At 65.0% G+C, this 26,579-nt stretch carries 31 protein-coding genes and 1 tRNA gene; 22 read left to right on the plus strand and 10 right to left on the minus strand.

Going from position 1 to position 26,579, the window contains the following annotated elements; genetic code table 11:
• On the minus strand, nt 1-251 hold a 251-nt coding region (locus ACXJ7R_RS01495; RefSeq protein WP_457150254.1), incomplete at its 3' end, for a Ku protein.
• A gap of 378 nt (nt 252-629) precedes the next feature.
• On the opposite strand from ACXJ7R_RS01495, the gene ACXJ7R_RS01500 reads away from it, so the two are divergent.
• The 4 genes from ACXJ7R_RS01500 to ACXJ7R_RS01515 all read left to right on the plus strand — a co-directional run bounded on the left by ACXJ7R_RS01500 (nt 630) and on the right by ACXJ7R_RS01515 (nt 3,253).
• Nucleotides 630-770 carry a hypothetical protein gene (locus ACXJ7R_RS01500; RefSeq protein ID WP_095083793.1) on the plus strand — a complete coding sequence of 47 codons (141 nt, stop codon included), beginning with the start codon at nt 630-632 and terminating at the stop codon, nt 768-770.
• A 179-nt stretch (nt 771-949) separates the two neighbouring features.
• A complete protein-coding gene (locus ACXJ7R_RS01505; RefSeq protein WP_457150255.1) occupies nt 950-1,426 on the plus strand; it encodes a thiol-disulfide oxidoreductase DCC family protein in 477 nt (158 codons plus the stop codon).
• Nucleotides 1,427-1,631: 205 nt separating this feature from the next.
• Nucleotides 1,632-2,009 (plus strand): YciI family protein, encoded by a 378-nt coding sequence (locus ACXJ7R_RS01510; RefSeq protein WP_457150256.1) that lies wholly within the window; start codon nt 1,632-1,634, stop codon nt 2,007-2,009.
• A complete protein-coding gene (locus ACXJ7R_RS01515; RefSeq protein WP_457150257.1) occupies nt 2,006-3,253 on the plus strand; it encodes an RNA polymerase sigma factor in 1,248 nt (415 codons plus the stop codon). Before ACXJ7R_RS01510 ends, ACXJ7R_RS01515 begins: the two co-directional genes overlap by 4 nt.
• A gap of 20 nt (nt 3,254-3,273) precedes the next feature.
• Here ACXJ7R_RS01515 and ACXJ7R_RS01520 read toward each other — a convergent pair whose 3' ends face one another.
• From ACXJ7R_RS01520 to hrcA, 6 genes are all read right to left on the minus strand, one after another.
• Nucleotides 3,274-3,900 carry a glutathione S-transferase family protein gene (locus ACXJ7R_RS01520; RefSeq protein WP_457150258.1) on the minus strand — a complete coding sequence of 209 codons (627 nt, stop codon included), beginning with the start codon at nt 3,898-3,900 and terminating at the stop codon, nt 3,274-3,276.
• A 180-nt stretch (nt 3,901-4,080) separates the two neighbouring features.
• A complete protein-coding gene (cysK, locus tag ACXJ7R_RS01525) occupies nt 4,081-5,061 on the minus strand; it encodes a cysteine synthase A (protein WP_457150259.1) in 981 nt (326 codons plus the stop codon).
• A gap of 232 nt (nt 5,062-5,293) precedes the next feature.
• Nucleotides 5,294-5,911, minus strand: a complete 618-nt coding sequence (locus ACXJ7R_RS01530; protein ID WP_457150260.1) for a LysE family translocator — start codon at nt 5,909-5,911, stop codon at nt 5,294-5,296.
• A gap of 113 nt (nt 5,912-6,024) precedes the next feature.
• Nucleotides 6,025-7,395 carry a PQQ-dependent sugar dehydrogenase gene (locus ACXJ7R_RS01535; protein ID WP_457150261.1) on the minus strand — a complete coding sequence of 457 codons (1,371 nt, stop codon included), beginning with the start codon at nt 7,393-7,395 and terminating at the stop codon, nt 6,025-6,027.
• Between the two features lie 92 nt (nt 7,396-7,487).
• Nucleotides 7,488-7,685, minus strand: coding sequence for a hypothetical protein (locus ACXJ7R_RS01540; RefSeq protein ID WP_095084361.1), 198 nt, complete (start codon nt 7,683-7,685; stop codon nt 7,488-7,490).
• A 23-nt stretch (nt 7,686-7,708) separates the two neighbouring features.
• The gene (gene hrcA, locus ACXJ7R_RS01545) at nt 7,709-8,794 is read right to left on the minus strand and encodes a heat-inducible transcriptional repressor HrcA (RefSeq protein WP_095083770.1); all 1,086 of its coding nucleotides are present in this window, start codon (nt 8,792-8,794) and stop codon (nt 7,709-7,711) included.
• 180 nt (nt 8,795-8,974) lie between these two features.
• On the opposite strand from hrcA, the gene rph reads away from it, so the two are divergent.
• The 5 genes from rph to ACXJ7R_RS01570 all read left to right on the plus strand — a co-directional run bounded on the left by rph (nt 8,975) and on the right by ACXJ7R_RS01570 (nt 12,448).
• Complete coding sequence (gene rph, locus ACXJ7R_RS01550) at nt 8,975-9,691, plus strand: ribonuclease PH (protein WP_457150262.1); 717 nt, start codon at nt 8,975-8,977, stop codon at nt 9,689-9,691.
• A gap of 197 nt (nt 9,692-9,888) precedes the next feature.
• Entirely contained in the window at nt 9,889-10,299 is a 411-nt protein-coding gene (locus tag ACXJ7R_RS01555) for a VOC family protein (protein WP_457150263.1), read from the plus strand.
• Nucleotides 10,300-10,313: 14 nt separating this feature from the next.
• Nucleotides 10,314-10,961 carry an RdgB/HAM1 family non-canonical purine NTP pyrophosphatase gene (gene rdgB, locus ACXJ7R_RS01560; protein WP_457150285.1) on the plus strand — a complete coding sequence of 216 codons (648 nt, stop codon included), beginning with the start codon at nt 10,314-10,316 and terminating at the stop codon, nt 10,959-10,961.
• On the plus strand, nt 10,958-12,121 hold the full coding sequence (gene hemW / locus ACXJ7R_RS01565; protein ID WP_457150264.1) for a radical SAM family heme chaperone HemW: 1,164 nt from the start codon (nt 10,958-10,960) through the stop codon (nt 12,119-12,121). Before rdgB ends, hemW begins: the two co-directional genes overlap by 4 nt.
• A gap of 3 nt (nt 12,122-12,124) precedes the next feature.
• Complete coding sequence (locus tag ACXJ7R_RS01570) at nt 12,125-12,448, plus strand: low molecular weight protein tyrosine phosphatase family protein (protein ID WP_457150265.1); 324 nt, start codon at nt 12,125-12,127, stop codon at nt 12,446-12,448.
• Nucleotides 12,449-12,563: 115 nt separating this feature from the next.
• Here the strand turns inward: ACXJ7R_RS01570 and ACXJ7R_RS01575 are convergent, their stop codons facing one another.
• The gene (locus ACXJ7R_RS01575; RefSeq protein ID WP_457150266.1) at nt 12,564-12,752 is read right to left on the minus strand and encodes a hypothetical protein; all 189 of its coding nucleotides are present in this window, start codon (nt 12,750-12,752) and stop codon (nt 12,564-12,566) included.
• Between the two features lie 7 nt (nt 12,753-12,759).
• Nucleotides 12,760-12,945 (minus strand): hypothetical protein, encoded by a 186-nt coding sequence (locus ACXJ7R_RS01580; protein ID WP_457150267.1) that lies wholly within the window; start codon nt 12,943-12,945, stop codon nt 12,760-12,762.
• Nucleotides 12,946-13,093: 148 nt separating this feature from the next.
• Here ACXJ7R_RS01580 and rsmI point away from each other — a divergent pair, with 148 nt between their 5' ends.
• A complete protein-coding gene (gene rsmI, locus ACXJ7R_RS01585; RefSeq protein WP_457150268.1) occupies nt 13,094-14,005 on the plus strand; it encodes a 16S rRNA (cytidine(1402)-2'-O)-methyltransferase in 912 nt (303 codons plus the stop codon).
• Nucleotides 13,998-14,375: a YraN family protein gene (locus tag ACXJ7R_RS01590; protein WP_457150269.1), complete on the plus strand. Its 378-nt coding sequence runs from the start codon at nt 13,998-14,000 to the stop codon at nt 14,373-14,375. The genes rsmI and ACXJ7R_RS01590 overlap by 8 nt, the downstream gene beginning before the upstream one ends.
• A gap of 263 nt (nt 14,376-14,638) precedes the next feature.
• Here ACXJ7R_RS01590 and ACXJ7R_RS01595 read toward each other — a convergent pair whose 3' ends face one another.
• Entirely contained in the window at nt 14,639-15,445 is an 807-nt protein-coding gene (locus tag ACXJ7R_RS01595; RefSeq protein ID WP_457150270.1) for an undecaprenyl-diphosphate phosphatase, read from the minus strand.
• Between the two features lie 160 nt (nt 15,446-15,605).
• Between ACXJ7R_RS01595 and ACXJ7R_RS01600 the strand changes: the two genes are divergently transcribed.
• The 11 genes from ACXJ7R_RS01600 to ACXJ7R_RS01650 all read left to right on the plus strand — a co-directional run bounded on the left by ACXJ7R_RS01600 (nt 15,606) and on the right by ACXJ7R_RS01650 (nt 26,508).
• Nucleotides 15,606-16,298 carry a glutathione S-transferase family protein gene (locus tag ACXJ7R_RS01600; protein WP_109667600.1) on the plus strand — a complete coding sequence of 231 codons (693 nt, stop codon included), beginning with the start codon at nt 15,606-15,608 and terminating at the stop codon, nt 16,296-16,298.
• The gene (gene queG / locus ACXJ7R_RS01605) at nt 16,279-17,433 is read left to right on the plus strand and encodes a tRNA epoxyqueuosine(34) reductase QueG (protein WP_457150271.1); all 1,155 of its coding nucleotides are present in this window, start codon (nt 16,279-16,281) and stop codon (nt 17,431-17,433) included. The genes ACXJ7R_RS01600 and queG overlap by 20 nt, the downstream gene beginning before the upstream one ends.
• Complete coding sequence (locus ACXJ7R_RS01610; RefSeq protein WP_457150272.1) at nt 17,430-18,332, plus strand: SDR family oxidoreductase; 903 nt, start codon at nt 17,430-17,432, stop codon at nt 18,330-18,332. Before queG ends, ACXJ7R_RS01610 begins: the two co-directional genes overlap by 4 nt.
• 64 nt (nt 18,333-18,396) lie before the next feature.
• Nucleotides 18,397-19,488 carry a penicillin-insensitive murein endopeptidase gene (gene mepA, locus ACXJ7R_RS01615; RefSeq protein ID WP_457150273.1) on the plus strand — a complete coding sequence of 364 codons (1,092 nt, stop codon included), beginning with the start codon at nt 18,397-18,399 and terminating at the stop codon, nt 19,486-19,488.
• Nucleotides 19,489-19,676: 188 nt separating this feature from the next.
• Nucleotides 19,677-20,723 (plus strand): glucokinase, encoded by a 1,047-nt coding sequence (locus ACXJ7R_RS01620; protein WP_457150274.1) that lies wholly within the window; start codon nt 19,677-19,679, stop codon nt 20,721-20,723.
• Between the two features lie 81 nt (nt 20,724-20,804).
• Nucleotides 20,805-22,664, plus strand: coding sequence for an ABC transporter ATP-binding protein (locus ACXJ7R_RS01625; RefSeq protein WP_457150275.1), 1,860 nt, complete (start codon nt 20,805-20,807; stop codon nt 22,662-22,664).
• Nucleotides 22,661-23,473: a 4-hydroxy-tetrahydrodipicolinate reductase gene (dapB, locus tag ACXJ7R_RS01630; RefSeq protein WP_457150276.1), complete on the plus strand. Its 813-nt coding sequence runs from the start codon at nt 22,661-22,663 to the stop codon at nt 23,471-23,473. Before ACXJ7R_RS01625 ends, dapB begins: the two co-directional genes overlap by 4 nt.
• Before the next feature lie 47 nt (nt 23,474-23,520).
• The gene (locus ACXJ7R_RS01635) at nt 23,521-24,141 is read left to right on the plus strand and encodes a 2,3-bisphosphoglycerate-dependent phosphoglycerate mutase (protein WP_457150277.1); all 621 of its coding nucleotides are present in this window, start codon (nt 23,521-23,523) and stop codon (nt 24,139-24,141) included.
• A gap of 130 nt (nt 24,142-24,271) precedes the next feature.
• Nucleotides 24,272-24,356, plus strand: a tRNA-Leu gene (locus tag ACXJ7R_RS01640).
• 149 nt (nt 24,357-24,505) lie between these two features.
• Complete coding sequence (locus ACXJ7R_RS01645; protein ID WP_457150278.1) at nt 24,506-26,200, plus strand: FAD-dependent oxidoreductase; 1,695 nt, start codon at nt 24,506-24,508, stop codon at nt 26,198-26,200.
• A complete protein-coding gene (locus ACXJ7R_RS01650) occupies nt 26,200-26,508 on the plus strand; it encodes a UBP-type zinc finger domain-containing protein (RefSeq protein ID WP_457150279.1) in 309 nt (102 codons plus the stop codon). The genes ACXJ7R_RS01645 and ACXJ7R_RS01650 overlap by 1 nt, the downstream gene beginning before the upstream one ends.
• Nucleotides 26,509-26,579: the final 71 nt, after the last annotated feature.

Genomic DNA, 26,579 nt, shown 5'->3' on the forward strand with positions numbered 1-26,579 from the left:
GCCTCGATCTCGTCTTCCTCGATGCGGACGAAGTCGCCGTCATCGACTTCATAGCCCTTGATCTCATCCCCCTCGCGCAACGGCTTGCCATTTTCTGCGTCGACATAGATGCGCTTCACGGTGTTGCCGGTCTTGCGGTTCAGCACCCGGAACGAGACCTTCTCGGCTTGGGTGACGACGTTGGTCAATTCGACGGCACAGGTGACCAACGACAGCTTCAGATAACCCTTCCAGGCCGGACGCGGCGCCATGACAATTCCCTTCGCAACAGGTCCCGAAATCCAGAACGACTGGAGCCTGTTCCAGTTCCGTCACCGATCCCTGTCAGCATGCCAGGCTGGGATTTCCGGCGCTGCGTCGGCCAGCAAGGAAATTTCGCCAGCGCGGCAAGAATTGAAACAGAACCGCGCGCAGGCGACATTCAAACGAAACATATGTGATGCAAAAGTCACATTGGCCGAAATGTCGACGGACCACACGGAAAGACCCCGAATCAGCCGCATTCCGGCCACGAACCAAGGCCTTTTCGACCAGATATTAACATCGTGTTCACCGACTATTCACGCCTCGACGCTAAGATGCCCGCAATTCGGAAGGGACATCCGAAAATCGGGACAGGGACAGGTAAAATGAACTTCCTCACGCACCTCATCGGCTATGCCGCCGCCATCCGCGAATTCGTTGCGCCGACCTATCGGCCGGAGCGCTACTACATGCGCGGCCCCGGCCCGGCCAGCGCCCGTCGCGGCAATTCGTTGAGCGCGCGCTGACCATGACCTTCGAGAGCCGCCACGACAGCCGGATCTGCCGGCCGGCCGCCGAATCCCGCGCCACCACCTATCGCGCCGAGCGTCCCGCTCTGACCGACAGGCGGCGTGCGATATCGCCTCGGCTTTGATACCGCCTCCGGCTGGCTTAATGTCCTAGGGCATAAGCAGCCGAGGCCCGCGTGACTGACCTTCCCAACCCAAGTCGTCCCCATTCAAGTCGACCCAAGTCCGTCCGTCCCTCCGACCCCCTCGATCGCAGCCATCCGCTGATCGTCTTCGACGGCGTCTGCGTGCTGTGCTCCGGCTTCGTGCGCATGGTGGTCAGGCTCGACCGTCAAGGCCGCTTACGCTTCGCCACCGCGCAGTCGCCGTTCGGAGAAGCGCTGTTCAGGCAACACGGGCTGCGCACGGATTATTCCTACGAGACCAATCTCGTCCTGATCGACGGCATCGCCTTCACGCAGCTAGACAGCTTCGTTGCCGTCATGGCGGAGCTCGGCTGGCCGTGGCGGGCGGCAAAGGTCCTGTTGCTGCTGCCGCGCCCGCTGCGCAACTGGCTTTACGACCGCATCGCCAAAAACCGCTACGCCCTGTTCGGCAGGAAAGACAGTTGCGGCATTCCTCCTGCCGAACTGCGCGAGCGGTTCCTGGGCTGAAAGCGCGGCTCTGGAAGCAGCGAATGAGGCGTCTCATTGTCGGTTACGGCACCTCTACGGGTGCGGGCGATCACAAAACAGTTGGCGGCTTGCGCAAAAAGCCGCCGCAGCCGAAAGTTTTTCCGCCGCCTGTCGAAATCGGGCGATGCCGCGCGACATACGTCCGGCTCGCAATGACGCGGCCTCGAAACCACGGGAGAAGACCATGCAGTATCTGCTTCTTATATATTCCAGCGAAGCCGGAATGGCGGCCGCGCCCAAGGAGGCGATCACCCAGATGAGCGCCGCCTATGGCGCCTATACCGAAGCGATGAAGAAGGCCGGTGTGTTCGTGGCCGGTGAGCGATTGAAACCAACCAAGATAGCAACCACCGTACGGGTGGCCAACGGCAAGACCAACGTGATTGACGGCCCCTATGCCGATACCAAGGAGCAACTCGGCGGCTACTATTTGATCGAGGTGCCCGACATGGACGCGGCTATTTCGTGGGCGGCACGCTGTCCCGGTGCCAGCGCCGGCACAATGGAAGTGCGGCCGATCTGGCCGATGGCCGAATACATGACAACATACACTGCTGCATGAAGGCTGTCGGGTCAGATGCCGCCCGGGCGGTCGCCGAGGCCGCCGCCCGGCAGAGCTACGGAAAGCTGGTCGCCTGGCTCGCGGCGCGCACGCGCGACGTGGCTGGGGCCGAGGATGCGCTGGCCGATGCCTTTGCCGCAGCGCTCGAACATTGGCCGCGAACCGGGGTGCCTGAAAGGCCGGAAGCCTGGCTGCTGGCCGTGGCAAGGCGCCGGCGCGTCGATGCGGTGCGGCGTCGGCTGACCAGCGAGGCCGGCCGCGATCATCTCAAGCTAATTGCCGAGGAGGCGGAGGCGCGCATGACCGACGAAGAGCTGCCCGACGAACGGCTGCGGCTGATGTTTGCTTGCGCGCATCCTGCGATCGAATCGGGTGTGCGCGCGCCGCTGATCCTGCAGACGGTCCTAGGGTTGGACGCCGCTACCATCGCCTCTGCCTTCCTGGTCTCGCCGGCAACTATGGGCCAGCGCCTGGTGCGCGCCAAGATCCGCATCCGGGAAACCGGCATTCCGTTCCGCGTGCCTGAACGGGCCGAACTCGGCGAGCGGCTGGACGCGGTCCTGGAAGCCATCTACGCCGCTTTCGCCGAAGGCTGGTCCGATCCGGCCGGCACCGAGACGCAGCGCCGCAACCTGGCGACTGAAGGCATCTGGCTCGGCCGGCTGGTGGCTTCGCTGATGCCGGATGAGCCGGAGGCGCTCGGCCTGCTTTCGCTGATGCTGTTTGCCGAGGCACGCCGCTCGGCGCGGCGCGATGCGGCCGGAGAGTATGTGCCGCTCGCCGAGCAGAAGTGCGCGGAATGGGACGCAGCCTTGATCGAGGAAGCGGAATCCCTGCTGCGCCGCGCCGCCGCCATGGGCGTCATAGGCCGTTACCAGCTCGAAGCGGCCGTACAATCCGTCCATTCGGCGCGACGGCTGACCGGCCTGACCGACTGGGCCGCGATCCGCAATTTCTACGATGCGCTGTCAGTCATCGTCGGATCGCCGGTGGTGGCGATCAACCGCGCGGTGGCGATCGCGGAGGCTGAAGGCGCTGTGGCGGGGCTGGCGGCTCTTTATGTGCTGGGCGACGACAAGCGGCTCAACGACTATCAACCTTATTGGGCGGCGCGCGCCGGTCTCCTGGCCAGGCTCGGTCAGGTGCCGCAGGCGATCGAGGCCTATGACCGGGCGATCGGCCTTGAGCGCGACCCGGCGGTGCGCCGGTTCCTACAGGGAAAACGGGCAGCCCTCAGACACTAAGCCTCGCCGTCGGCAGTCGTTCAGGCCGGCCACATCTCATGTGCCGTGTTGAGCGTCTTGATCACCGGATGTTCGCGCATTCCGGCCCACAGGCGTTCCACATTCGGCCACGCCGCGCGAGCCCTGTCGGAGTCGGGATGCCAGGCCACCAGCATGACGAGGTAGATGTCGGCCACCGACATGCGGTCGCCCACCAACCAGTCGCGGTCCTTGAGCGCCGCATCGAGGACGGCGAAGCCGCGATCCATTTCGGCGATGGCCGCTTGCTTGACGGCCTTCGTGCCTTCGGCGTCGGTCGTATAGCGATGGGCGTAGTAGAGCCGCAGGATTGCCGGATAGAGCACGGACGACATGAAGGCCATCCAGCGCAGGAAGTCAGCGCGGGCCGGCGCGTCGACCGCCGGCGCCAGGCCGGCATCGGGGTGACGCTCGGCAAGCAGGATGCAGATCGCCGCCGATTCGGTCATCGAGCTGCCGTCCGGCAAGGTCAGCGCCGGAACCTGGTTCAAGGGACTGATTTCGACAAATGCCGGATCGGGCCTGTCCGTCTTCGGCACGTCGACCTGCTCGAACGGCGCGTTCGCCAGCGCCAGCGCCGCCTCGACGACGAAGCCGCCGCTGCCCGGACGGGTATAGAGCTTGTACATGAAATTTCTCCCCGGCCTGCGCAAAGCAGGCCGGTGACGATTTGCACGGGAAGCAGGTTCTGCTCAAGCCGGTACCGGCCGCCACCAGAGGTTTTTTCGGGGGGCCAGGCCGAACGGTGCAGAACCCTTTGATGTCGGCGCGAAGGATCGCGCCGGTTCTATTYTCGAGATAGCGAGACCCTACGCCCCCAACCCCTCGAACAGGATCGTCGACAGATAGCGTTCGGCGAAGGACGGGATGACCACGATGAGGTTCTTGCCCTTGTTCTCCGGCCGCGAGCCGACGACGATCGCCGCCTGCAGGGCGGCGCCCGACGAGATGCCGACCGGGACGCCTTCGAGGCGGGCGACGAGGCGGGCATTGGCGACCGAATCCTCGTTCGAGACCTTGACGATCTCGTCATAGATCGTGGTGTCGAGGATTTTTGGCGCAAAGCCGGCGCCGATACCCTGGATCTTGTGCGGGCCGGGCTGGCCGCCCGACAGCACTGGCGAGGATTCCGGCTCGACGGCGACGACATGCACCGAGGGCTTGCGCTTCTTCAGCACTTGGCCGACACCGGTGATGGTGCCGCCGGTGCCGATGCCTGCGACGAAGATATCGACCTCGCCATGCGTGTCGTTCCAGATTTCCTCGGCCGTCGTCGTGCGATGGATTTCCGGGTTGGCGGGGTTTTCGAACTGCTGCGGGATGATGGCATTGGGAATCGTCGCCGCCAGCTCGTCGGCCTTGGCGATGGCGCCCTTCATGCCTTTCGGTCCCTCGGTCAGCACCAGCTCGGCGCCGAGCAGCGCCAGCATTTTCCTGCGCTCGATCGACATCGTTTCCGGCATCGTCAGGATCAGTTTGTAGCCCTTGGCGGCCGCGGCGAAGGCAAGCGCGATGCCGGTGTTGCCCGACGTCGGCTCGATCAGCGTGGTCTTGCCGGGAGAAATCTTGCCGGCGGCCTCCAGCGACTCGATCATCGCCACGCCGATGCGGTCCTTGACCGAGGCGATCGGATTGAAGAATTCGAGCTTGGCGATGAGATTGGCGACGATGCCCTTTTCCTTGGCGAATTTGTCGAGCCGCACCAGCGGCGTGTCGCCGATCGTGTCGGTGATGGAATCGTAGACGCGGCCGCGACCGGGCACGCGGGCAGGGGTGACGGGCTTGTTCATTGGTTTCGCTCCCAGAACTTCAGGCAAGTGAGAATTTCAGGCAAGTGGAGGACTTCAGGCAAGTGGAGGACTTCAGGCAAGTGGCACTGCAACCGCCAAGATAGGACCTTCGGTCGCGCAAGATAGACTGTCGGCCGAAAATATCGAGTGGGACCCATGTCTAAAACATAGGGCTCCTGGAAAAGCGTTTCCCGGAGAAGCCTGTCCCTGGAATGATTTGGCCGAAAGGAGCCTACTGACGGGCGGCAATCGCCGCCGCGGCGCCGACCATGAAGCCGGCGGCGGTGCGGTTCAGCGCCTTGAGCGCGCGCGGCGATTTCATGAACCAGCGTGCCTTGGCCGCCAGCGCCAGATAGGGCACCAGCACCACCAAAAGCACGACGATCGTCAGCGCGACCAGTATGCCGTAGTCGGCCAGCGTGATGGTCTTCAAGTCGACGATGGTCGGCGTGATGGCGAGGTAGAAGATCATCGTCTTCGGATTGCCGAGCGTGACCGTGAGGCCGGCGAGGAAGCTCGAAACCAACCCGCCCTTGCCCTTCTTCGCCTCGACCGTTTCGGGCGTGATGCCGCTGGTCCAGAAGCGCCAGCCGAGGAAGGCGAGGTAGGCGACGCCAAGCCATTTGATGGCGAGAAACACCATGCCGAAGGTCTGCGCGACGAAGGCGAGGCCCAGCACCACGGCGGTCAGATAGGTGAGATCGCCAAGCATCAGGCCAAAGGACATGGCCAGCGACGAACGGAAGCCTGAGCCGAGCGCCCGCGCGACGAGCGCGGTGACGCCGGGGCCGGGAATGGCGGCGGCGATGCCGAGGGCGGCACTGTAGGCGAGGAAGCCGGTAACGGTCATGGTTGCGGCCTTGCGCGACGCTGTTGCACCGACGACCTATGACACAAGGTCAGCCATGCGGGAATTGGCTGAAGCCGGATTCGATTGCACCACGTCGGCGTGCGACCATGCTGTCAGGAACGGCCGCCACTATAGGTGACGCGCCAGATGGTTCCGTTGCCGTCCTCGGTCACGATCAGCGCGCCGTCCCGGGCCACCGCGACGCCGACCGGTCGTCCCCACACCTCGCCGTTGGAGACGACGAAGCCGGTGATGAAGTCCTCGTACTCGCCGGTCGGCTTGCCGTCCTTGAACAGCAACCTCACCACCTTGTACCCGGTTCGGTTGCCGCGATTCCATGAACCGTGCAAGGCGACGAAGGCATCGCCTTTGTATTCGGCCGGAAAGCCGGAACCGAGGGCCAAGTCCTTTCTGTCGTAGAAGGCGATGTTGAGCGGCGCCGAGTGCGCCTGCATCAGCACATCGGGAATGGTCGCCTTGCCGGCAAGATCGGGGCGCTCGCCCTTGTGGCGTGGATCCTCGTTGTTGCCGATGTAATACCAGGGCCAGCCATAGAAAGCGCCGTCCTTGACCACAGTCGCATATTCGGACGGCACATTGTCGCCGAGTGCATCGCGCTCGTTGACGACGCACCACAGCGCCCCGGTCGCCGGCTGGACCGTCATGCCCGAACAGTTGCGCAAGCCGGTGGCGACGATGCGGCCATTCTTGCCGTCGGGGTCGAAGGCCAGCACGTCGGCACGGCCGTCCTCGGACCCCCAAGCAGCACCCAGCGGCTGCGACTTCGTCCAGGCGTCGAGGCCGCCATCCGGCTCCTTTGCCATGTTCTCGGCGACGTTCGATCCCGAGCCGACCGACAGATAGAGCGTCTTGCCGTCCGGCGAGAAGACGATGTCGCGGGTCCAGTGATGATTGGCAGGGATGTTTTCGACGATGGTTTCCGGATCACTGGCCGCCTTCAGGTCACCATCGCGATAGGCAAAGCGCACGATGCTGTCGCTGTTGGCGACATAAACCCATTGCGGGTCCTTGCCCGGCGGGTAGAAGGCGATGCCGTAGGGCTGGTTGAGATCGCCGGCAAATATGCCGTCCTTCGCCGGCTTCGCGCTGCCCTCGGCAAGGCGATAGACGCGGATCTGGTTGGCTTCGCTGTCGGCGACGAACAGGTCGCCATTTGGCGCGGTGCGCACGACGCGCGGATTGTCGATGCCCGACGCCATCAGCTCGGCCGAAAAGCCCGGCGGCAATTTCAGCTCGGCGTCCGCCGGCCGGTCGGCGAGGCCGGCGCCGTTCGAGGCGGATTTGGTGACATAAGGCCTAGGCAGGTCTTGCGGCTTGATCAGGCGGCGCACCCCAGGCCTGTCGGCACGCCAGTCGCCGAAGGCGGCGGCACCCCTCAGTACTGGCTGCTCCGCTTGCTGGGCCAATGCAGCCGTCGTGAGAAACAGTGCGGCAGGAAACGCCAGCCCGGCCAATCGGATCATTTCGTCCTCCACCTTGTCGCGAAGGAATCAACGGCCTGTTTGTTCCTCGGTTCCGCCTCACATGATGAGTTGAGGTGAAACGGTCTCCAGCCTCAGGTGCCGGCGGCGTAGAAATCGTCGTCGAGGCGCTTTTCCAGCGCGACGAGATCGGCCGGCAGCGGCAGGCCCATGGCGCGCATTTCCTGCAGTTTCTCGCGCAACTGCTCCTGGATTTCGTGCTGGTCCTCCGGCTGGTTGACCATTTCTTCGAGCAACAGACTGATCCGGGCCTTGAATTCTTCGAGCGCCATCGTCGTCTCCTCGGTTACCCAGTTCAACGCAGCATGCGGGAAATCAGCTGCGCCGTATAGTCGACCATTGGCACGATGCGGGCATAGTTGAGCCGGGTCGGGCCGATGACGCCGAGTGCGCCGACGACGCGGGCGTCCTTGTCGCGATAGGGCGCGACGACCAGCGACGAGCCCGACAGCGAAAACAGCTTGTTTTCCGAACCGATGAAGATGCGCACGCCCGATCCCTGTTCGGCCAGGTCAAGCAGCTGGATCAGCCCATCCTGCGTCTCCATGTCCTCGAACAGGTGACGCAACAGTTCGATGTCGGCCTGGGCGGTGACGTTTTCGAGCAGGTTGGCGCGGCCACGCACGATGAGCCGCGCCGGCAGGCCGCTCTCGGCGCCGGCCCACACCGCCAGCCCCTTCTCGACCAAGTCTTGCGACAGCGTGTCGAGCGCGGCCCTGGTCTCCTCCTTGATGCGGGCAATCTCGATCCGCGCCTCGGCCAGCGTGCGGCCGCGAATATGGGCGTTGAGGAAATTCGAGGCTTCATGCAACTGCGAGACGGTGATGCCGGCCGGCAACTCGACGACGCGGTTTTCGACGTCGCCGTTTTGCGACACCAGCACCGCCAGCGCCTTGGTCGGCTCGAGCTGGATGAATTCGATGTGCTTCAGTGCCACCTCGTTCTTGGCGGCCAGCACCAGGCCGGCGCCTCGCGACATGCCCGACAGCATCTGGCTGGCCTCGGTCAGCATGTGTTCCAGCGTCGCACCCGAGCCGGACGCGCGCACCTGCGCCTCGATGGTGCGGCGCTCCTCGTCGGAGAGGTCGCCGAGTTCCATGAAGGCATCGACGAAGAAGCGCAGGCCGGCCTGCGTCGGCAACCGGCCGGCGGAAATGTGGGGGGCATAGATCAGGCCGAGATGCTCGAGGTCGCTCATCACGTTGCGGATGGTGGCGGGCGACAGTGAGGACGGCAGGATGCGCGACAGGCTGCGTGATCCCACGGGTTCGCCGTCCTTCAGGTAGGAATCGACGATGCGCCGGAAGATGTCGCGCGAACGCATGTCGAGCGACTGCAGCGCAGGCGACAGCAGACTGGGTTCGGCAACTGCCTTGGTCATTGCGCCAAAAACCTCCGGCCCAAGGATATAGACTTCACCATGGTCCGCGCAACCCAGGTGTCTGAAGTCAGATCACCCGGGTGTCTGAAGTCAGATCACCGGCCATTTTCCTTTGCGCCACGCGCCCCATGTGGTTACAAGCCGGCCAAGAATCCGAAAAATGACGGGAAAGAAGCCTGAATGCGCCCCTCCAAACGCCAATTCGACGAAATGCGCGCCATCTCCTTTGAGCGCGGCGTCTCCAAGCATGCCGAAGGCTCATGCCTGGTGAAGTTCGGCGACACCCATGTCCTGTGCACCGCCAGCCTCGAGGAGAAGGTGCCGGGCTGGATGCGCAATTCCGGCAAGGGCTGGGTCACGGCGGAATACGGCATGCTGCCGCGCTCGACGGGCGAGCGCATGCGCCGCGAGGCTTCCGCCGGTAAGCAGGGCGGCCGCACGCTGGAAATACAGCGGCTGATCGGCCGCTCCTTGCGCGCCGTGGTCGACCTGCAGGCGCTGGGCGAGCAGCAGATCACCGTCGACTGCGACGTCATCCAGGCCGATGGCGGCACCCGCACGGCCTCGATCACCGGCGGCTGGGTGGCGCTGTATGATTGTCTGCGCTGGATGGAAGCCCGCCAGATGGCCAGCGTCGCCAAGGTGCTCAAGGACCATGTCGCGGCGATTTCCTGCGGCATCCATGACGGCCASCCGGTCATCGACCTCGATTATCTCGAAGATTCCTCGGCCGGCACCGACGCCAATTTCGTCATGACCGGCAAGGGCGGCATCGTCGAGATCCAGGGCACCGCCGAGGGCGAGCCCTTTTCCGAGGACCAGTTCGCCGACCTGATGGGCCTGGCCAAGAAAGGCATCCAGCGCCTGGTCAGCCTGCAGCAGATGGCGGTGGTTTAGGCCTGGTTTGTATTGATGAGGTTGGCGATCCTTCCCACCCCCCTCCGGCCTGCCGGCCATCTCCCCCGCAAGGGGGGAGATCGGCTGTGGTCCTTGGTTTCGCCAACCACCAACGTTGCAAGCTGTGAGCCGGCGTTGACGCTTCCAATCTCCCCCGTTGCGGGGGAGATGCCCGGTAGGGCAGAGGGGGGTGCCTCGTGATTCCCTCCGCCATTCTGGAATCGGCTCTCTACGTCACCGACCTTGACTCTGCTGAGAAGTTCTACACCGGCGTCCTCGGGCTCGACCTGCTCGGCAAGGTTGACGGCAGGCACCTCTTCTTCCGCTGCGGACCCGGCGTGTTGCTCATCTTCAACGCCGAGGCGACGAAAGTGCCGCCGGCGCCCGACGCGAGGCTGAAAGTGCCGCCGCACGGCGCAGTCGGCGAAGGTCATCTCTGCTTTGCGGCCAGCGCCGACGAGATCGAGCGCTGGAAAACGCATCTCGAGGCGAAGAAGATCGCCATCGAAAGCGAATTTGAATGGCCGCAAGGCGGCCGTTCGATCTATATACGCGACCCCTCGGGCAATTCGATCGAATTCGCCGAGCCACGGATCTGGGGCATATGATGCATTCGCCAACCATTCACTCGCTTGATGGAAAAAAGATCGTCGTCGCCAGCCACAATGCCGGCAAGCTGCGCGAATTCGCCGATTTGATGGGGCCGTTCGGTTTCGAAGCGAAATCGGCCAAGGACTATGGCCTGCCGGAGCCGGACGAAACCGGCACCACCTTCGAGGAGAACGCCTACATCAAGGCATTTGCCGCCGCCCAGGCCACCGGCCTGCCGGCGTTGTCCGATGATTCCGGCCTGTGCGTCGACGCGCTCGACGGCGCGCCTGGCGTCTACACCGCCAACTGGGCCGAAACCCCTGACGGTTCGCGCGATTTCGCCATGGCCATGCAACGCACCGAAGTGGCGCTGCAGGAAGTCGGTGCCGCCTTGCCGCAACAGCGCAAGGGGCGCTTTGTCGCCGTCATCTGCCTGGCCTTTCCCGACGGTGATGCCGAGTATTATCGCGGCGAGGCAGAAGGCACGCTGGTCTGGCCGCCGCGCGGCGACCTCGGCTTCGGCTACGACCCGGTGTTCCTGCCCAACGGCTTTGAAAAGACCTTCGGTGAGATGAGCGCCGAGGAAAAACATGGCTGGAAGCCCGGCCAGCCGACGGCGCTGTCGCACCGCGCCCGCGCTTTCCAGAAATTCGCCGAAGCGAGATTGGGTTCGGCATGAGCATGCTGCTCGACCGGGCGCCCGGTTTTGGCGTCTACATCCATTGGCCGTTCTGCGCGGCCAAATGCCCTTACTGCGACTTCAACAGCCATGTCCGCCACCAGCCGGTCGACCAGGAGCGCTTTGCCAGCGCCTTCGAGGCCGAGCTCGCGACCATGCGCCGGCGCACCGGGCCGCGCGAAGTGACCAGCATTTTTCTCGGCGGCGGCACGCCGTCTCTGATGAAGCCGGAAACCGTGGCCAGGATTCTGGACGCCGTCGCGAAGAACTGGAAGGTGCCCGATGGCATCGAGGTGACGCTGGAGGCCAATCCATCCTCGGTCGAGGCCGAACGGTTTCGCGGCTATCGGGCAGCAGGCGTCAACCGCGTCTCGCTCGGCGTGCAGGCGTTGAACGACAAGGATTTGCGCTTTCTCGGCCGGCTGCACAATGTCGAGGAAGCGCTGCATGCCATCGGCCTGGCGCGTGAGATCTTCCCGCGGCTGTCCTTCGACCTGATCTATGCCCGGCCCGGCCAGACACCGGAGGCCTGGCAGGCCGAGCTTGAACAGGCGATCAGCCATGCCGCCGATCATCTGTCGCTCTACCAGCTGACCATCGAGGAAGGCACGCCTTTCCACGCGCTGCATGCGGCCAAGAAATTTATCATCCCCGACAATGACCAGGCCGCCGACCTCTATGCGCTGACGCAGGAGATCACCACGACGCACGGCCTGCCGGCCTACGAGATTTCGAACCACGCCAGGCCTGGCGCCGAAAGCCGGCACAATCTGACCTATTGGCGCTATGGCGAATACGTCGGTGTCGGACCCGGCGCGCATGGCCGCTTTGTTGAAAACGGCCGCCGCACAGTGACGATCGCCGAGCGGATGCCGGAAACCTGGGCCAATCTGGTCGAAGCCAAGGGCCATGGCGTCACCGGCGGCGAGATCCTGACGCGCTCCGAGGAGGCCGACGAGTTCCTGCTGATGGGCCTGCGGCTGGCCGAAGGCATCGATCTCTCCCGCTACGAGGCGTTCTCCGGGCGCGGCCTGTCGAGCGCACGGTTGGCGGTGCTGCAGGGCGAGGGGCTGGTGGCGCCGATCGGCAACGCCCGGCTCCGCGCCACGCCGGCCGGCATGATCGTGCTCGACGCGGTGGTGGCGGATCTGGCGCGCTAACCCTTGAAGAACGTGCTCTTCGTCTGCAGCCAGAACCGCTTGCGCAGCCCGACCGCCGAGCAGGTGTTTTCCAAGCGCAGCGATATCGAGGTTGAGTCGGCCGGAACAAACCACGACGCGGAAACGCCGCTGACGCATGAGCTCGTCGCCTGGGCCGATATCATCTTTGTCATGGAAAAGGCGCACCGCGCCAAATTGCAGAAGAAATTCAAGGCCAGCCTGAAGAAGGCCCGTGTCATCTGCCTCGACATCCCCGATGACTATGAATTCATGGACCCGGTGTTGGTCCAGCTTCTCGAGGCGAAGGTCCCGCGATATCTCGGCTGAATGAGGCCGAGCATTTGCAACTACGCTTTGTCAGCCTCGCGCTTGACCCGGATCCATGCCGCGATCGTTGGCGAGGAATGCGACGGCAGAATTCTGAACCGTCACAACCTCTGCGCTAGGCGTCGTGCTTGTGGCGGTGTTTGGCGCGGTCCTTCTCGGCGTGCGAGTCTCCGGAGCGGACCGGCTTGGCGTCGTCCTTGTCGCGGCGGGCGCGATGCTGGTCACCTACTTGGGATAGCGGCACGCCGTTACGGGCGTTTTTCGTTTCAAGACGGGTGATGAAGATATCGAAGCGATTGGGCATCGTTCGGTCAGTGCTCCGTCGTGCTGTCTGGTTTGTTGTCGGAAAGCCTGACATTCGTCGGCAAGGCGCTCGTGGTCCGCTTGGTCAGGCTGGTGTCGGTCTTGGCAGGCAGGCACTTGTCCTTGGCCGCGGCAACGCGTTTGCGGCCGGCATAGTAGGGTTCGAAAGCGTCCTGTATTTTTAGGCTGTCCATCCTGTCCTCCTCCTCGGGAATCAGGGGGTAAATCTGCCGAACCCGGTTTCGTTCCCTACTGTGGCAAAGGAATGGCAGGCGGACCCGGCGTCAGCTTTTGCAAGCCGGCGTCAGCCGTGCCAAACAGGGTTTGAACGGAGATGCATCGGTGACCGGCGAGACGAGCAAGCGCAGCTATGTGGTCGGGCAGACCGAGATCGCGGCCCGGCCGCTCGAGGCGGCGCTCTATCTGGTGGCGACGCCGATCGGCAATCTCGCCGACATCACGCTGCGTGCGCTGGAAACGCTGGCCGCCGCCGACATCGTCGCCTGCGAAGACACGCGGGTGTCGCGCGTGCTGCTCGACCGCTACGGCATCCGCCGCCGCACAACGGCCTATCATGAGCACAATGCCGGCGAGGCCGGACCAAAACTGATCGCGGCACTCCAGGCCGGACAGAGCGTGGCGCTGATTTCCGATGCCGGCACGCCGCTGGTCTCCGATCCCGGCTACCGGCTGGTCGGCGAGGCGCTCGACTATGGCATTCGCGTCGTGCCGATCCCCGGCCCGTCGGCGCCGCTTGCCGCGCTGACCGCATCTGGCCTGCCGTCGGACGCCTTCCTGTTCGCCGGCTTCCTGCCGGTGAAGGCTGGGCAGCGGCTGACGCGGCTCGAAGCCCTGAAGGCCGTGCCGGCGACGCTGATCTTCTTCGAATCGCCGCGCCGGCTGGCCGAATCCCTCGGCGCCATGGTCGAGGCCCTCGGCGGCAACCGAAAGGCCGCGATTGGCCGCGAGCTGACCAAGACGTTCGAGGAGATGCGCACCGGCACGCTGCAAGTGCTGGCCGACCACTATGCGGCGGCCGATACGCCGAAGGGCGAGATCGTCGTCTGCGTCGGTCCCGCCGAGGCCAGGGCCGACGAGCCTGAAGACATCGACCGCCTGCTTTTGTCGCTCGCAGCCGAAATGCCGGCCTCCAAGGCTGCGGCGGAAGCGGCGAAAATGACCGGCGGCCAGAAACAGGCGCTCTATCGGCGGCTGCTCGAGCTCAGGGATGCTGCCGGAGAGAGTGGTGGCTGAGCGCCCGAGCGCAAGCCGCCAAAAAGCCTATCGGCGCGGCCATCGCGGCGAATGGCTGGCGGCGGCAGCGCTGATGCTCAAGGGCTACCGGATTCTGGCGCGCCGCCACCGCACCCGTTTCGGCGAGATCGACCTGATCGCGCGGCGCGGCGATCTCGTCCTGTTCGTCGAGGTCAAGGCACGCCGCACGCTGATCGAAGCCATGGAGGCGATCGGTCATGAATCGGAGCGCCGCATCGAGGCGGCGGCCGACATCTGGCTGTCGCGCCAGTCCGACTATGGCAGGCTGTCGATGCGCTTCGACATGGTCGCGGTGCTGCCCTGGCGCTGGCCGGTGCATGTGGAGAATGCGTTTTATGGAAGGAATTAGAGCAGGTTTCTGAAGACGACCCGTTGCCGAAGTTGGCGCCGCCCCTCATCCGCCTACCGGCACCTTCTCCCCTTATAGGGACGGGAGAAGGGAGATGGCCGCAACGCCGGCTCCCTTTTTTTGCAACGCTGGCGATTGGCGAAACCATCGATGAGAACGCCCCTCTCCCCGTCCCTATACGGGGAGAGGATGCCGGCAGGCAGGTGAGGGGCAGTGGTGACGGCCGGTGAGATGAGAACTCCAACCGAAGCGATTGCCGTAGCTCAACCCCAGATCATCAACGCCACCAGCCCGACGCCACCGACCACCAGCCGCCACCAGCCGAACAGCGAGTAGCCGTTGCGCGAGACGTAATCGAGCAGGAAGCGCACGACGATGAGCGCCGTGACGAAGGCGGCGACAAAGCCGATGGCGATGATCGGCAGGTCGGCGCTGCTCAGCACGTTGCGGTTCTTGAACAGGTCGAAGGCAAAGGCGCCGACCATCGTCGGGATGGCGAGGAAGAAGGAGAACTCCGCCGCCGCCCGCTTGTCGACGCCCAAGAGCAGCGCGCCGACGATCGTCGACCCCGAGCGCGACGTGCCGGGGATCAGCGACAGGCACTGGAAAAGCCCGATCTGCAGGTAAAGCCGGGTTGGGAAGCGCTCAACGTCGCGGTAGACCGGCTTGAGGTTCATGCGGTCCACCGCCAGCAGCACGACGCCGCCGATGATCAGCATGATGCAGATCAGCCTTGGCGATTCGAACAGCACTGTCTTGATGAAATCATGCGCCAGCGCGCCGATGATCGCCGCCGGCAGGAAGGCGATCAGGATGCCGATGACGAAATGTCGTGTCAGCCGGTCATGCGGCAGGTCGAGCAGCATTTGCCACAGTCGGCGGAAATAGACGCTCAGGATCGCCAGGATGGCGCCGAGCTGGATCAAGATCTCGAAGGCCTTGCCGGTCGAATGGAAGCCGAGGAAATGGCCGGCGAGCAGGATATGACCGGTCGACGAGACCGGGATGAACTCGGTCAGTCCCTCCAGCAGGCCGAGCAGCAGGGCTTCGACGATGGTCTGGCTTTCCATGGCTACCTCGGCATTGGCGTGACGGCTAACAGAACGGCTTGCTTGTCATGGCCTGCAAGTCCCCCTATAGGTCGCAACACCCTGACGGCCCGCTAGGCGGGCGGCCAAGACTTACCGGTGCGACCGGCGATTCGCCAGTGCGCTTTATCATCGCGGAACCATGCTGACGCTTTTCCACCACCCCATGTTCGCCACCTGTCGCTTCGTCCGCCTCGCTTTCGGCGAGTATGGCGAGGAGCTGGCCTTGATCGAGGAAAAGCCGTGGACGCGGCGCAAGGAGTTTTTGGCGCTGAACCCGGCCGGCACGCTGCCGATCCTTCTGGCCGAAGGCGACGTGCCGATCGTCGGCGCAACCGTCATATCGGAATATCTCGATGAGACGCGCGGCGTCTTGAAGCGCGACAAGCGGCTGTTCGCCGAGGACCCGATGCAGCGCGCCGAAATCCGCCGGCTGATCGACTGGTATCTCAACAAGGCCGAAAGCGAGGTCACCCGCCATCTGGTGCGTGAACGCGTGCTGAAGCCGGTGATGCCGGAAACGGCGGGTGGCGGCTCGCCCGATTCTGGCGCAATCCGCGCCGCACGCGCCAACATCCGCCAGCACATGAAATACACCAACTGGCTCGCCGGCACCCGCCATTGGCTGGCCGGCAGCAGGGTCACCTATGCCGATCTCGCGGCCGCCGCGACGCTGTCGGTGCTCGATTATCTCGGCGAGATCGACTGGCGCGAGCACGCCGCGGCGCGCGAATGGTACACGCGGGTGAAGTCGCGGCCGTCCTTCCGGCCGCTTTTGACCGACCGGGTGCGCGGCCTGTCGCCGGTGTCGCATTATGCGGACCTCGACTTCTGACGCCGCAAAACTGCGCGCGCTGATCGACGCAGAGGCGCATCGCGCCGGCTTCGATGCCGTCGCCGTTACCACACCCGATGCGATCCCGCTCGCGCCTGCGCGCCTGGCCGAATTCGTCGCCGACGGCTTTCACGGTTCGATGGGCTGGATCGCCGAGACGCTTGAGCGCCGCAGCGAACCGACGGCACTGTGGCCGCAGGTGCGCTCGATCATCGTGCTGGCGATGAATTACGGTCCCGACCATGATCCGCGCGAGGTGCTGGCCAAGCACGACCGTGGCGCCATCTCGGTCTACGCGCAGAACCGCGACTATCACGAGGTGATGAAGGGCCGGCTGAAGGAAATCGCCGGCAAGCTCGTGGCGCGCGCCGGCGGCGACGTGAAGGTGTTCGTCGACACGGCACCGGTGATGGAAAAGCCACTGGCCGAGGCCGCCGGGCTCGGCTGGCAAGGCAAGCACACCAACCTGGTCAGCCGCGAGCACGGCTCCTGGCTGTTCCTCGGCACCATCTTCACGACTGCCGAACTCGTGCCCGACCGGGCCGAGATCGACCATTGCGGTTCCTGCCGCGCCTGCCTCGACGCCTGCCCGACCGACGCCTTCCCGGCACCCTACCGCCTCGATGCGCGGCGCTGCATCTCCTATCTCACCATCGAGAACAAGGGGCCGATCCCGCATGAATTCCGCGAAAAGATCGGCAACCGCATCTATGGCTGCGACGACTGCCTCGCCGCTTGCCCGTGGAACAAGTTCGCCCGGGCGGCTTCAGAGGCAAAGCTTGCCGCGCGCGACGATTTGCGCGAGCCGCCGCTTGGCCAGCTGTTGCAACTCGACGACACGGCCTTCCGCGCCTTCTTCTCCGGATCGCCGATAAAACGCGTCGGCCGCGATCGTTTTGTCCGCAACGTGCTGATCGCCGCCGGCAATTCCGGCGATGCCGAGCTCGCCGGTGCAGTGCGTGCACTGCTGGCGGATGGCTCGCCGCTGGTGCGGGGCGCGGCAATATGGGCGCTGGCGCGGCTGGTGCCCGATGCCGAATATTCCGAACGGGCAGCTATCGGCCTGAAAACCGAGGACGACAAGGCCGTGTGCGACGAATGGCGTCTGGCGCGGCCAACCAGGATGCATTCATGAGCGAAAAGCAGATCTTCATCTTCGGCGCCGGCTATTCCGGCCAGGCTTTTGCGCGCGCCAACAAGGGTGCCGGCAGGATCTTCGGGACGACGCGTTCGCCGGATAAACTCGAGACGCTGCGGCAGGCCGGCATCGTACCGCTGCTGTTCGACAGCGCGATGACCGGCGAAATCGCCGATGCGCTGGGAAAGACAACACATCTGTTGATCTCGGTCGGCCCGGAAGAGGCGGGTGATCCCGTGCTGAATGCCGCCCGCGCGGCGATCGTGGCCGGGATGCCGGCGCTCGCATGGATCGGCTATCTCTCGACCGTCGGTGTCTACGGCAATTATGACGGCGCCTGGGTCGATGAAACGGCCGAGTGCCGGCCGGTGTCGAAGCGCTCGGTGATGCGGGTGGCTGCCGAACAGGACTGGCTGGAATTGGGCCGCGACATCGGTCGGCCGGTGGCGATCCTGCGCCTGTCGGGCATTTACGGGCCCGGCCGCAACGCCCTGGTCAATCTGGAAAACGGCACCGCAAGGCGGCTGGTCAAGCCGGACCAGGTGTTCAACCGCATCCATTGCGATGACATTGCCGGCGCGCTCTGGCATTTGGCGGAACGCGATCTCGGCGGCATCTTCAATGTCACCGACGACTTGCCCGCGCCGCCACAGGATGTCGTCGCCTATGCCGCGGCGCTGATGGGCATCACACCGCCGCCCGAAATTCCCTTCGACGCCGCCCAACTTTCGCCCATGGCGCGCTCCTTCTATGGCGAGAACAAGCGTGTCGCCAACGCGGCGATCAAGGCGGCGGGTTATTCCCTGCGTTTTCCGGATTACCGCGCCGCCTTCGACCATATGTGGGCCAGCGGCGATTGGCGCGATGGCGAGCCGCGCAGCCCGATGAAGCGCTAATCATCGAAGCGGCGCGCGTAGCGTGCTATGATTCGGCCTTGGATTGCGGTGGGGATCGGGTTTCATGAAAACAGCGACGCGGCGATCTCTCGGCAGGAAATCACTGCTGGCCACAGCGCTCGGCCTGTTCGCGCTGGCCGGGCTCGCCGCGCAGCCGGCAGCGGCCGAGGAACGGGCGAAGGATCTGTTCGGCGCCAAGAAGCTGCCGGCGGCGACCGCAGCGCAATCCATTGGCTTCTATTCCAAGGGCTGTTTTGCCGGCGGCGTCGCCATTCCCGTGGATGGCCCGACCTGGGAGGTGATGCGGCCGTCGCGCAACCGTCGCTGGGGCCATCCGGCGATGATCGCGGTGATCGAGAAACTGTCGCGCGACGCCGCGGCCGATGGTTGGCCGGGCCTGCTGATCGGCGACATTTCGCAGCCGCGCGGCGGCCCGATGATGACTGGCCACGCCTCGCACCAGATCGGCCTCGATGCCGACATCTGGCTGACGCCGATGCCCAGCTCTCCGCTGTCGATGGCGCAACGCGAGAGCATCAGCGCCACTTTGATGGTCGACGAGAAGACCCATCTGGTGAAGGACGCCTTGTGGACGCCGGCACATACGAGGCTTTTGAAGCGTGCTGCGAGCTATCCCGAGGTCGAACGCATCCTGGTCAATCCCGGCATCAAGAAAAAGCTCTGCGACACCGTCAAGGGCGATCGTGACTGGTTGCGCAAGATCAGGCCGTTCTGGGGCCACGACTACCATTTCCACATGCGCATCGGCTGCCAGCCGGGCTCGCCCAACTGCAAGGCGCAGGAAGCGACGCCGGCCGATGACGGCTGCGGCAAGCCGCTCGCCTGGTGGTTCACGCAGGAGCCCTGGCGGCCCAACAAGAACCCGGATGCGCCGAAGGCTCGTGACCTGATGACGATGGCGAACTTGCCGAAGGAATGCCGCGCCGTGCTCGACGCGCCGGGGCCGGCGTCTGCCGAGGCGGCAACCTATAATGGCGGCGCTGTGCCGGTCGCGGCCGCGGCGCCCGAGCTCGAAGCGCCTTCGCTGCCCGCCGCCACTACCAGTGGTGCGGCCAGCTTGCCGGCCTCGGTGAATGCTTTCACCGAGACCCCCGAGATCGGCATCCCGCTGCCGCGGCCACGGCCGGGAAACTGACCGCTGCAGCTTTTATCCAGGGTTGAACCGGTTTAGCCGGGCCGTTTTTGCGAAATAGTGGCCGTTTGGCCGCAGAACCTGTCTCACCGTGACAGCGGCCTCGAAAACCGTTTCCCTTTTCAAACTCATGCGCTAGTCAACGGGAGAACGGCGCTACGCCGTCGTGGGCGCCGGGGACGGACGAGAGCATGCCAAGCACGGGCGATGACGATACTTTGTTGCGGTTTCCGATCCTGATCGGCGACATTGGCGGCACCAATGCGCGCTTCTCGATCGTGCTCGACGCCCATTCGGAGGCCGGCGAGCCGACCATCGTCCAGACCGCCAATTACAACACCATCGACGAGGCGATCCAGGCGGCCGTGCTCGACCGCTCGTCGGTCCGCCCCAATTCGGCGGTGCTGGCGGTGGCCGGCCCGGTCGACGGCGACGAGATCGAGCTCACCAACTGCCCGTGGATCGTCAAGCCCAGGCAGATGTTCGCCAGCCTCGGCTTGAGCGACATCGTCGTGCTCAATGATTTCGAGGCGCAGGCGCTGGCCGTCGTCGCGCTCGGCGAGGAGCACATGGAAAAGATCGGCGGCGGCACGCCGGAGCCAAATGCCGGGCGCGTCGTGCTCGGCCCCGGAACCGGGCTCGGCGTTGCCGGGCTGGTCTATGCGCTTCGCCACTGGATACCGGTGCCGGGCGAGGGCGGCCATATGGACATCGGTCCGCGCACGCCGCGCGATTTCGAGGTTTTCCCGCATATCGAGAAGCTCGAGGGCCGCATTTCGGGCGAGCAGATCCTGTGCGGACGCGGCCTCGTCAACGTCTACCGGGCGGTGGCCAAGGCGGACGGCAAGCCTGCCCCCTTCACCACGCCGGCGGAAGTCACCGCCGCGGCACTGGCCAAGACCGATCCGGTTGCCGAAGAGGCGGTGGAGACCTTCGTCACCTGCCTCGGGCGCACCGCCGGCGATCTTGCGCTGGTGTTCATGAGCCGCGGCGGCGTGTTCCTCACCGGCGGCATCGCGCAGAAGATCGTGCCGGCACTGAAGGCCGGCAATTTCCGTGCTGCCTTCGAGGACAAGGCGCCGCACAGCGCGCTCATGCGCACCATGCCGGTCTATGTGATCACCCACCCGCTGGCAGCGCTTTTGGGCCTTGCCGCCTATGCCAGAAACCCGTCGCTGTTCGGGGTCCAGACCGCGGACCGCCGCTGGCGCGACGAAGTTAGTCACCCCAAGGCATAGGCAAGCCGGCCCCTTGGCGCTAAGAGAAGTGCCGAATCGCAACCCGGCCACGGGAAGCAGGAACCTGTGAAGCGCTCCGATTTGACATTTCAGATACCCAACAAKCCGAAAGTCACGCCCCGTGCGGTCACGGCGGTGCTCCGCCGCATTATCGCTGAAAACGGCCGTGATTACCGCTGGTCCTATGCTTTTGCCGCTGCCTGCCTGATCGCGGTGTCCGCGACGACCGCCTTCACCGCCTGGGTCATGAGCCCCGTCGTCAACTCGATATTCTATGAACGACGCGGCGATCTGATCGTGTGGATTTGCGCCGCCATCATGGCGGCCTTCCTCGTGCGCGGTTTCGCCGGTTACGGCCAGGCGGTGACGCTGGCCAAGGTCGGCAACAATCTGGTGGCGCGCTACCAGAAACGCCTCTTCGACCATCTGATGAAGCTCGGCGTCGGCTTTTTCAGCGACACGCGTTCGGGCCGGCTGGCTGCCCAGATGAACGAGAACGTCAACGGCATCCGCGACCTCCTGTCGATGACGCTCACGTCGATCGCACGCGATGGCGTGACGTTGCTCGGCCTTCTTGGGGTCATGATCTACCAGGATCCCGTTCTCTCCCTGAGCTCCCTGCTGATCGGACCGCCGCTGATCTGGACTGTCACCTATCTGATGCGCCGGGTGCGCCGCATCACCCGCGAATCGGTGCAGATCAATTCTCGGCTGATCGGCGCCGTGCAGGAGGCCACGCAAGGCATTGCCATCGTCAAGGCCTTCACCATGGAAGAGGAGCTGTCGCGCCGCATCGGCGCGCTCGCCGACAGCGCCGAGCAGCGGGGAAACAAGATCGCCCGCGTCTCGGAACGGCTGGCGCCGATCTCCGACATGCTGGCCGGCCTTGCCGTCACCGGTGTCATCGCCTATTCCGGCTACCGGGCGATCGTTCTTGGACAGCCGCCGGGTGCGGTCTTTTCCTTCATCACCGCGCTGTTGCTCGCCTATGATCCGGCACGGCGGCTGGCGCGCATGCAAGTCGGCATGGAACGCGCGCTGGTCAATGCGCGCATGATCTACGAACTTCTCGATCTCGAGCCGCAGCAAGGCGACACGCCGGGAGCCGCCGAGGCCAGGTTCACCACCGGCGAAGTGCGCTTCAACAACGTGTCCTTCCGCTACGTCGAGGAGGCGCCGGTGCTGCAGGACCTGAGCTTCGTCGCCGCAGCCGGCAAGATGACCGCCATCGTCGGCGCCTCCGGCGCCGGCAAGACGACGCTGGTGGCGCTGCTGCAGCGCTTCTACGACGTCGAGGCGGGAACGATCGAGATCGACGGCCAGGACATTTCCAAGGTCACCAAGCACTCGCTGCGCAGCTCCATCGCCTATGTCTCGCAGCAGCCCTATCTGTTCGAAGGCACCATCCGCGACAACATCCGCTATGGCCGGTTGAATGCCACCAACGCCGAAATCGAACAGGCCGCGCTGCAGGCCGAGGCCGACGGCTTCATCCGCCAGCAGCCGCAGGGCTACGACACGCCCGTCGGCGAAAACGGCGTGACCTTGTCGGGCGGCCAGCGCCAGCGCGTGTCGATCGCCCGCGCCATCGTGCGGCAGGCGCCGATCCTTCTGCTCGACGAGGCGACGTCGGCGCTCGACAACGAGGCCGAGGCGCGGGTCCAGGAAGCGCTGATCCAGGTCATGGAAGGGCGCACCACCATCGTCATCGCACACCGGCTGTCGACGGTGGTCAATGCCGACCACATCATCGTGCTGGAACAGGGCCATCTGGTCGAACAGGGAACGCATGCCTCGCTGATGGCCGACCCGCACAGCGTCTATGCCCGCTTCCACCGGGTACAGGGCAAAAAGGGGCTGGGGCTTGTCGACGACGCCAAGCCAATCCAAACTCCGTCGCCGCGCAGCCGCGCGAAAAAGGCGGTCGGGAGACCTTCATGAGCGATATGGGCCTGGTCGTGGTGGGTGCTGCCGGCCGCATGGGGCAGACGCTGATCCGCGCCATCCACACCATTCCCGGCGTCCGCGTGATCGGCGCCGTCGAGCGTGCCGGCTCACCCTATCTGGGCAAGGATGCCGGCGAACTTGCAGGCGTCGGCCGCATCGACGTGCCGATCGGCGACGATCCGCTGCCGGTCTTCGCCAGGGCCGACGGTGTGCTCGATTTCACCACGCCGGCATCGAGCGTCGAATTCGCCGGCTACGCGGCGCAGGCGCGCATCGCCCATGTCATCGGCACCACGGGCTGCTCGGCCGACGATGACGCCAAGATCGCGGCGGGGGCGCGCCACGCGACGATCGTCAAGTCGGGCAATATGAGCCTCGGCGTCAATCTTCTGGCGGTGCTGGTCGAACAGGCGGCACGAGCGCTCGACGCCGACGATTTCGACATCGAGATCCTCGAAATGCACCACAAGCACAAGGTCGACGCACCGTCGGGCACGGCGCTGCTGCTCGGCGAGGCCGCCGCCGCCGGGCGCGGCATCGCGCTCGCCGGCAACGATGTGCGCGTCCGCGACGGCCACACCGGCGTACGCAAGACCGGCTCGATCGGCTTTGCCTCGATGCGCGGCGGCTCGGTGGTCGGCGACCACAGCGTGATGTTGGCCGGCACCGGCGAGCGCATCACCCTGTCCCACCACGCCGAGGACCGCGCCATCTTCGCCCGCGGCGCCGTCAAGGCGGCGCTATGGGCGCGCGGCCGCAAGCCGGGACTTTATTCGATGCGGGACGTGCTCGGCCTCAGCTGAGCGGCCAATCTGCCAACCTGCCTATCTGGCAATTTGAAGGAGCAAACATGTCGAGAACCCTCGTGCTCGTGCGCCACGGCCAGAGCGAATGGAACCTGAAGAACCTGTTCACCGGATGGCGCGACGTCGACCTGACCGAGCTGGGTCACGCCGAGGCCAAGGCCGCCGGCCAGAAACTCAAGGCGCGCGGCCTGAAGTTCGACATCGCCTTCACCTCGGCGCTGGTCCGGGCGCAAAAGACCTGCCAGCACATTCTCGACGCGGTCGGCCAGAGCGATCTGACAACCATCCGCGACCAGGCCCTCAACGAGCGCGACTATGGCGACCTGTCCGGCCTCAACAAGGACGATGCCCGCAAGAAATGGGGCGAGGAGCAGGTGCATGTCTGGCGCCGCTCCTACGACGTGCCGCCGCCCGCCGGCGAAAGCCTGAAGGACACCGGTGCCCGCGTCTGGCCCTACTACCTGCACGATTTGCAGCCGCACGTGCTGCGCGGCGGCACCGTGCTGGTCGCCGCCCACGGCAACTCGCTGCGCGCGCTGATCATGGCGCTGGACGGCAAGTCCGGCGAGGAGATCGTCAAGCTGGAGCTCGGCACCGGCGTGCCGGTCATCTACACGCTCAACGCCGATTCCACGGTGGCTTCCAAGGAAGTGCTGGAGAGCTGAGCCGGCAAGCGGCAAGCCTTTCTTGATTGGGCATGATCGCTTCCGAAAACCGGTTCCCACTTTTCGGGATCATGCTTTGAAAAAAGCGCGTTGACACACATCGCTTGCCCGCTTACATGAGCCCGCACCAGCCCAGATGGCGGAATTGGTAGACGCGCACGGTTCAGGTCCGTGTTCCGCAAGGAGTGGAGGTTCGAGTCCTCTTCTGGGCACCAAATTCCCGTTTCGAACCATTCGACGGTTCAGAAACCCAAAGAAAAAGCCCGGTTCGTCCGGGCTTTTTCTTTGCCGCCAACCTCTCCTCTCGGCTAGGCGCTGAACAAACCGCTTCAAACTGCGCCGCCGCTTCGGTACGGTCGAAACCATGTCTCAATCGACCACCAATCCGATCTTCGGCGCCCGTCGCGATCAGGCGTTCCCAACGCTGGCTGACACCGACATCGACCGCATGCGCCGGTTCGGCGAGGCCAGCGACTATGCCGCCGGCGAGCGCATCGTCACGGCCGGCGATGTAGCGCCCGGCCTGATCGTCGTCCTGTCGGGCAAGGTCGACATCATCCAGGATAGCGGGCTCGGCCGTCGCGAAACGATCGTGACGCATGGTCCGGGCAGCTTCGTCGGCGAACTGGCSCAGCTTTCTGCCCGYCCSTCGCTGGTGGATGCGCAGGCGGCCGARCCGGTSRARGCSTTCGTCATYSCCTCGCAGMGSSTGCGCGACCTGATGGTGCAGGAGGCCAATCTCGGCGAGCGCATCATGCGGGCGCTGATCCTGCGCCGTGTCGGGCTGCTGGAAAGCGCAACCAGCGGGCCGATCATCATCGGACCCGTCGGCAATGCCGACGTCTTGCGGCTGCAGGGATTCCTGGCCCGCAGCGGCCAGCCGCACCGCGTGCTCGATTCCGACAGCGACCCCTGCGCCAAAACCCTGGTCGAGCGCTTCGATGTCGACCTCCACCATCTGCCGATCGTGCTGTGTCCGAGCGGCCGGCTGCTGCTCAATCCCGGCGAGAAGGACCTCGCCCGCTGCATCGGCCTGCTGCGGCCGATCGATGCCGACAAACTATACGACGTCGCCATCGTCGGCGCCGGGCCGGCGGGGCTGGCGGCGGCCGTTTATGCGGCGTCCGAAGGTCTGTCGACCATCGTCCTCGATTGCCGGGCCTTCGGCGGGCAGGCGGGCGCCTCCTCGCGCATCGAGAACTATCTCGGTTTCCCGACCGGTATTTCGGGCATGGCGCTGATGGCGCGCGCCTACAACCAGGCGCAGAAATTCGGCGTTGAAATGGTGATACCAGACGAGGCGAAGCTGTTGAGCGCTGGGACCGACGGTGCCCGTTACACGCTTGATGTCGGCGATGGCGAGACCGTGCGCACACGCACCGTGGTGATCGCCAGCGGTGCGCGCTACCGCCGCCTCGACGTCGCCAATCTGGCGCAGTTCGAGGGGACGTGCGTGCATTATTGGGCCTCGCCGATCGAAGCGCGGCTTTGCCAGGGCCAGGAGGTGGCGCTGGTCGGTGCCGGCAATTCGGCCGGACAGGCGGCTGTCTACCTGGCCAGCCACGTGCACAAGGTGGCGCTGCTGGCGCGCGGCGGTAGTCTCGATGCCAGCATGTCGCGCTATCTGGTCGAGCGCATCAAGGCGCAGCCGAACATCGAGGTGCTGACCGGGACCGAGGTCGAGGCGCTGGAAGGCGACGAAGGCAATCTTGCCACCGTGCGGTGGCGCAACCGCGCCAGCGGTGTGGAAACGACGCGCCCAATCCGCCATCTCTTCCTGTTCATCGGCGCCGACCCGAATACGGACTGGCTGGCGCACTGCAACGTGGCCCTGGATGCCAACGGTTTCGTGCGCACCGGATCCGACCTGGAATCGGCGCATGGGGTGATGGAGACGAGCCGCAGCGGGGTGTTTGCCATCGGCGACGTCCGCTCCGGCTCGGTCAAGCGCGTCGCAGCCGCCGTCGGCGAGGGTGCCCAGGTGGTGGCGGCGTTGCACGCCTATCTAGCGCAAGACGGCAGCCACGCCGTCGCGCCTCAATTGATCGGGAGAGTGTGATGGCGGATGAATGCAGACATGCGGCTGATATCAAGGACGTGACGCCGAGCGCGCTCGGCTGCGAGGAATGCCTGAAGAGCGGTTCGCAATGGGTGCATCTGCGGCTATGCCGCACCTGCGGCCATGTCGGCTGCTGCGACGACTCGCCCAACCGTCACGCCACCAAGCATTTTCACGCCACCCGCCATCCGATCATCGAGGGCTATGATCCACCGGAAGGCTGGGGTTGGTGCTACATAGACGAGGCCTTTCTCGACCTCGGCGACCGCACGACGCCCCAGAACGGTCCGATCCCGCGATTCTATTGAGCCAGCGCCGGGCGAAGAGGGGCTAGAGCCCCAAAGAGAAAAGCCCGGTTCTCCCGGGCTTTTGCCTGACC

The organism is Mesorhizobium sp. P5_C1 (genome assembly GCF_054049815.1).

Excerpts from the sequence above, each read along its gene's own strand:
- ACXJ7R_RS01620 (WP_457150274.1), top strand. The coding sequence starts at position 19,677 with ATGCCAAGCACGGGCGATGACGATACTTTGTTGCGGTTTCCGATCCTG.
- ACXJ7R_RS01580 (WP_457150267.1), bottom strand. The coding sequence starts at position 12,945 with ATGGACAGCCTAAAAATACAGGACGCTTTCGAACCCTACTATGCCGGC.
- ACXJ7R_RS01515 (WP_457150257.1), top strand. The coding sequence starts at position 2,006 with ATGAAGGCTGTCGGGTCAGATGCCGCCCGGGCGGTCGCCGAGGCCGCC.
- ACXJ7R_RS01530 (WP_457150260.1), bottom strand. The coding sequence starts at position 5,911 with ATGACCGTTACCGGCTTCCTCGCCTACAGTGCCGCCCTCGGCATCGCC.
- ACXJ7R_RS01520 (WP_457150258.1), bottom strand. The coding sequence starts at position 3,900 with ATGTACAAGCTCTATACCCGTCCGGGCAGCGGCGGCTTCGTCGTCGAG.
- ACXJ7R_RS01600 (WP_109667600.1), top strand. The coding sequence starts at position 15,606 with ATGCTGACGCTTTTCCACCACCCCATGTTCGCCACCTGTCGCTTCGTC.
- ACXJ7R_RS01595 (WP_457150270.1), bottom strand. The coding sequence starts at position 15,445 with ATGGAAAGCCAGACCATCGTCGAAGCCCTGCTGCTCGGCCTGCTGGAG.
- ACXJ7R_RS01650 (WP_457150279.1), top strand. The coding sequence starts at position 26,200 with ATGGCGGATGAATGCAGACATGCGGCTGATATCAAGGACGTGACGCCG.
- hrcA (WP_095083770.1), bottom strand. The coding sequence starts at position 8,794 with ATGACCAAGGCAGTTGCCGAACCCAGTCTGCTGTCGCCTGCGCTGCAG.
- cysK (WP_457150259.1), bottom strand. The coding sequence starts at position 5,061 with ATGAACAAGCCCGTCACCCCTGCCCGCGTGCCCGGTCGCGGCCGCGTC.
- dapB (WP_457150276.1), top strand. The coding sequence starts at position 22,661 with ATGAGCGATATGGGCCTGGTCGTGGTGGGTGCTGCCGGCCGCATGGGG.
- hemW (WP_457150264.1), top strand. The coding sequence starts at position 10,958 with ATGAGCATGCTGCTCGACCGGGCGCCCGGTTTTGGCGTCTACATCCAT.
- ACXJ7R_RS01540 (WP_095084361.1), bottom strand. The coding sequence starts at position 7,685 with ATGGCGCTCGAAGAATTCAAGGCCCGGATCAGTCTGTTGCTCGAAGAA.
- ACXJ7R_RS01635 (WP_457150277.1), top strand. The coding sequence starts at position 23,521 with ATGTCGAGAACCCTCGTGCTCGTGCGCCACGGCCAGAGCGAATGGAAC.
- queG (WP_457150271.1), top strand. The coding sequence starts at position 16,279 with ATGCGGACCTCGACTTCTGACGCCGCAAAACTGCGCGCGCTGATCGAC.
- ACXJ7R_RS01610 (WP_457150272.1), top strand. The coding sequence starts at position 17,430 with ATGAGCGAAAAGCAGATCTTCATCTTCGGCGCCGGCTATTCCGGCCAG.
- mepA (WP_457150273.1), top strand. The coding sequence starts at position 18,397 with ATGAAAACAGCGACGCGGCGATCTCTCGGCAGGAAATCACTGCTGGCC.
- ACXJ7R_RS01535 (WP_457150261.1), bottom strand. The coding sequence starts at position 7,395 with ATGATCCGATTGGCCGGGCTGGCGTTTCCTGCCGCACTGTTTCTCACG.
- ACXJ7R_RS01575 (WP_457150266.1), bottom strand. The coding sequence starts at position 12,752 with ATGCCCAATCGCTTCGATATCTTCATCACCCGTCTTGAAACGAAAAAC.
- ACXJ7R_RS01510 (WP_457150256.1), top strand. The coding sequence starts at position 1,632 with ATGCAGTATCTGCTTCTTATATATTCCAGCGAAGCCGGAATGGCGGCC.
- ACXJ7R_RS01500 (WP_095083793.1), top strand. The coding sequence starts at position 630 with ATGAACTTCCTCACGCACCTCATCGGCTATGCCGCCGCCATCCGCGAA.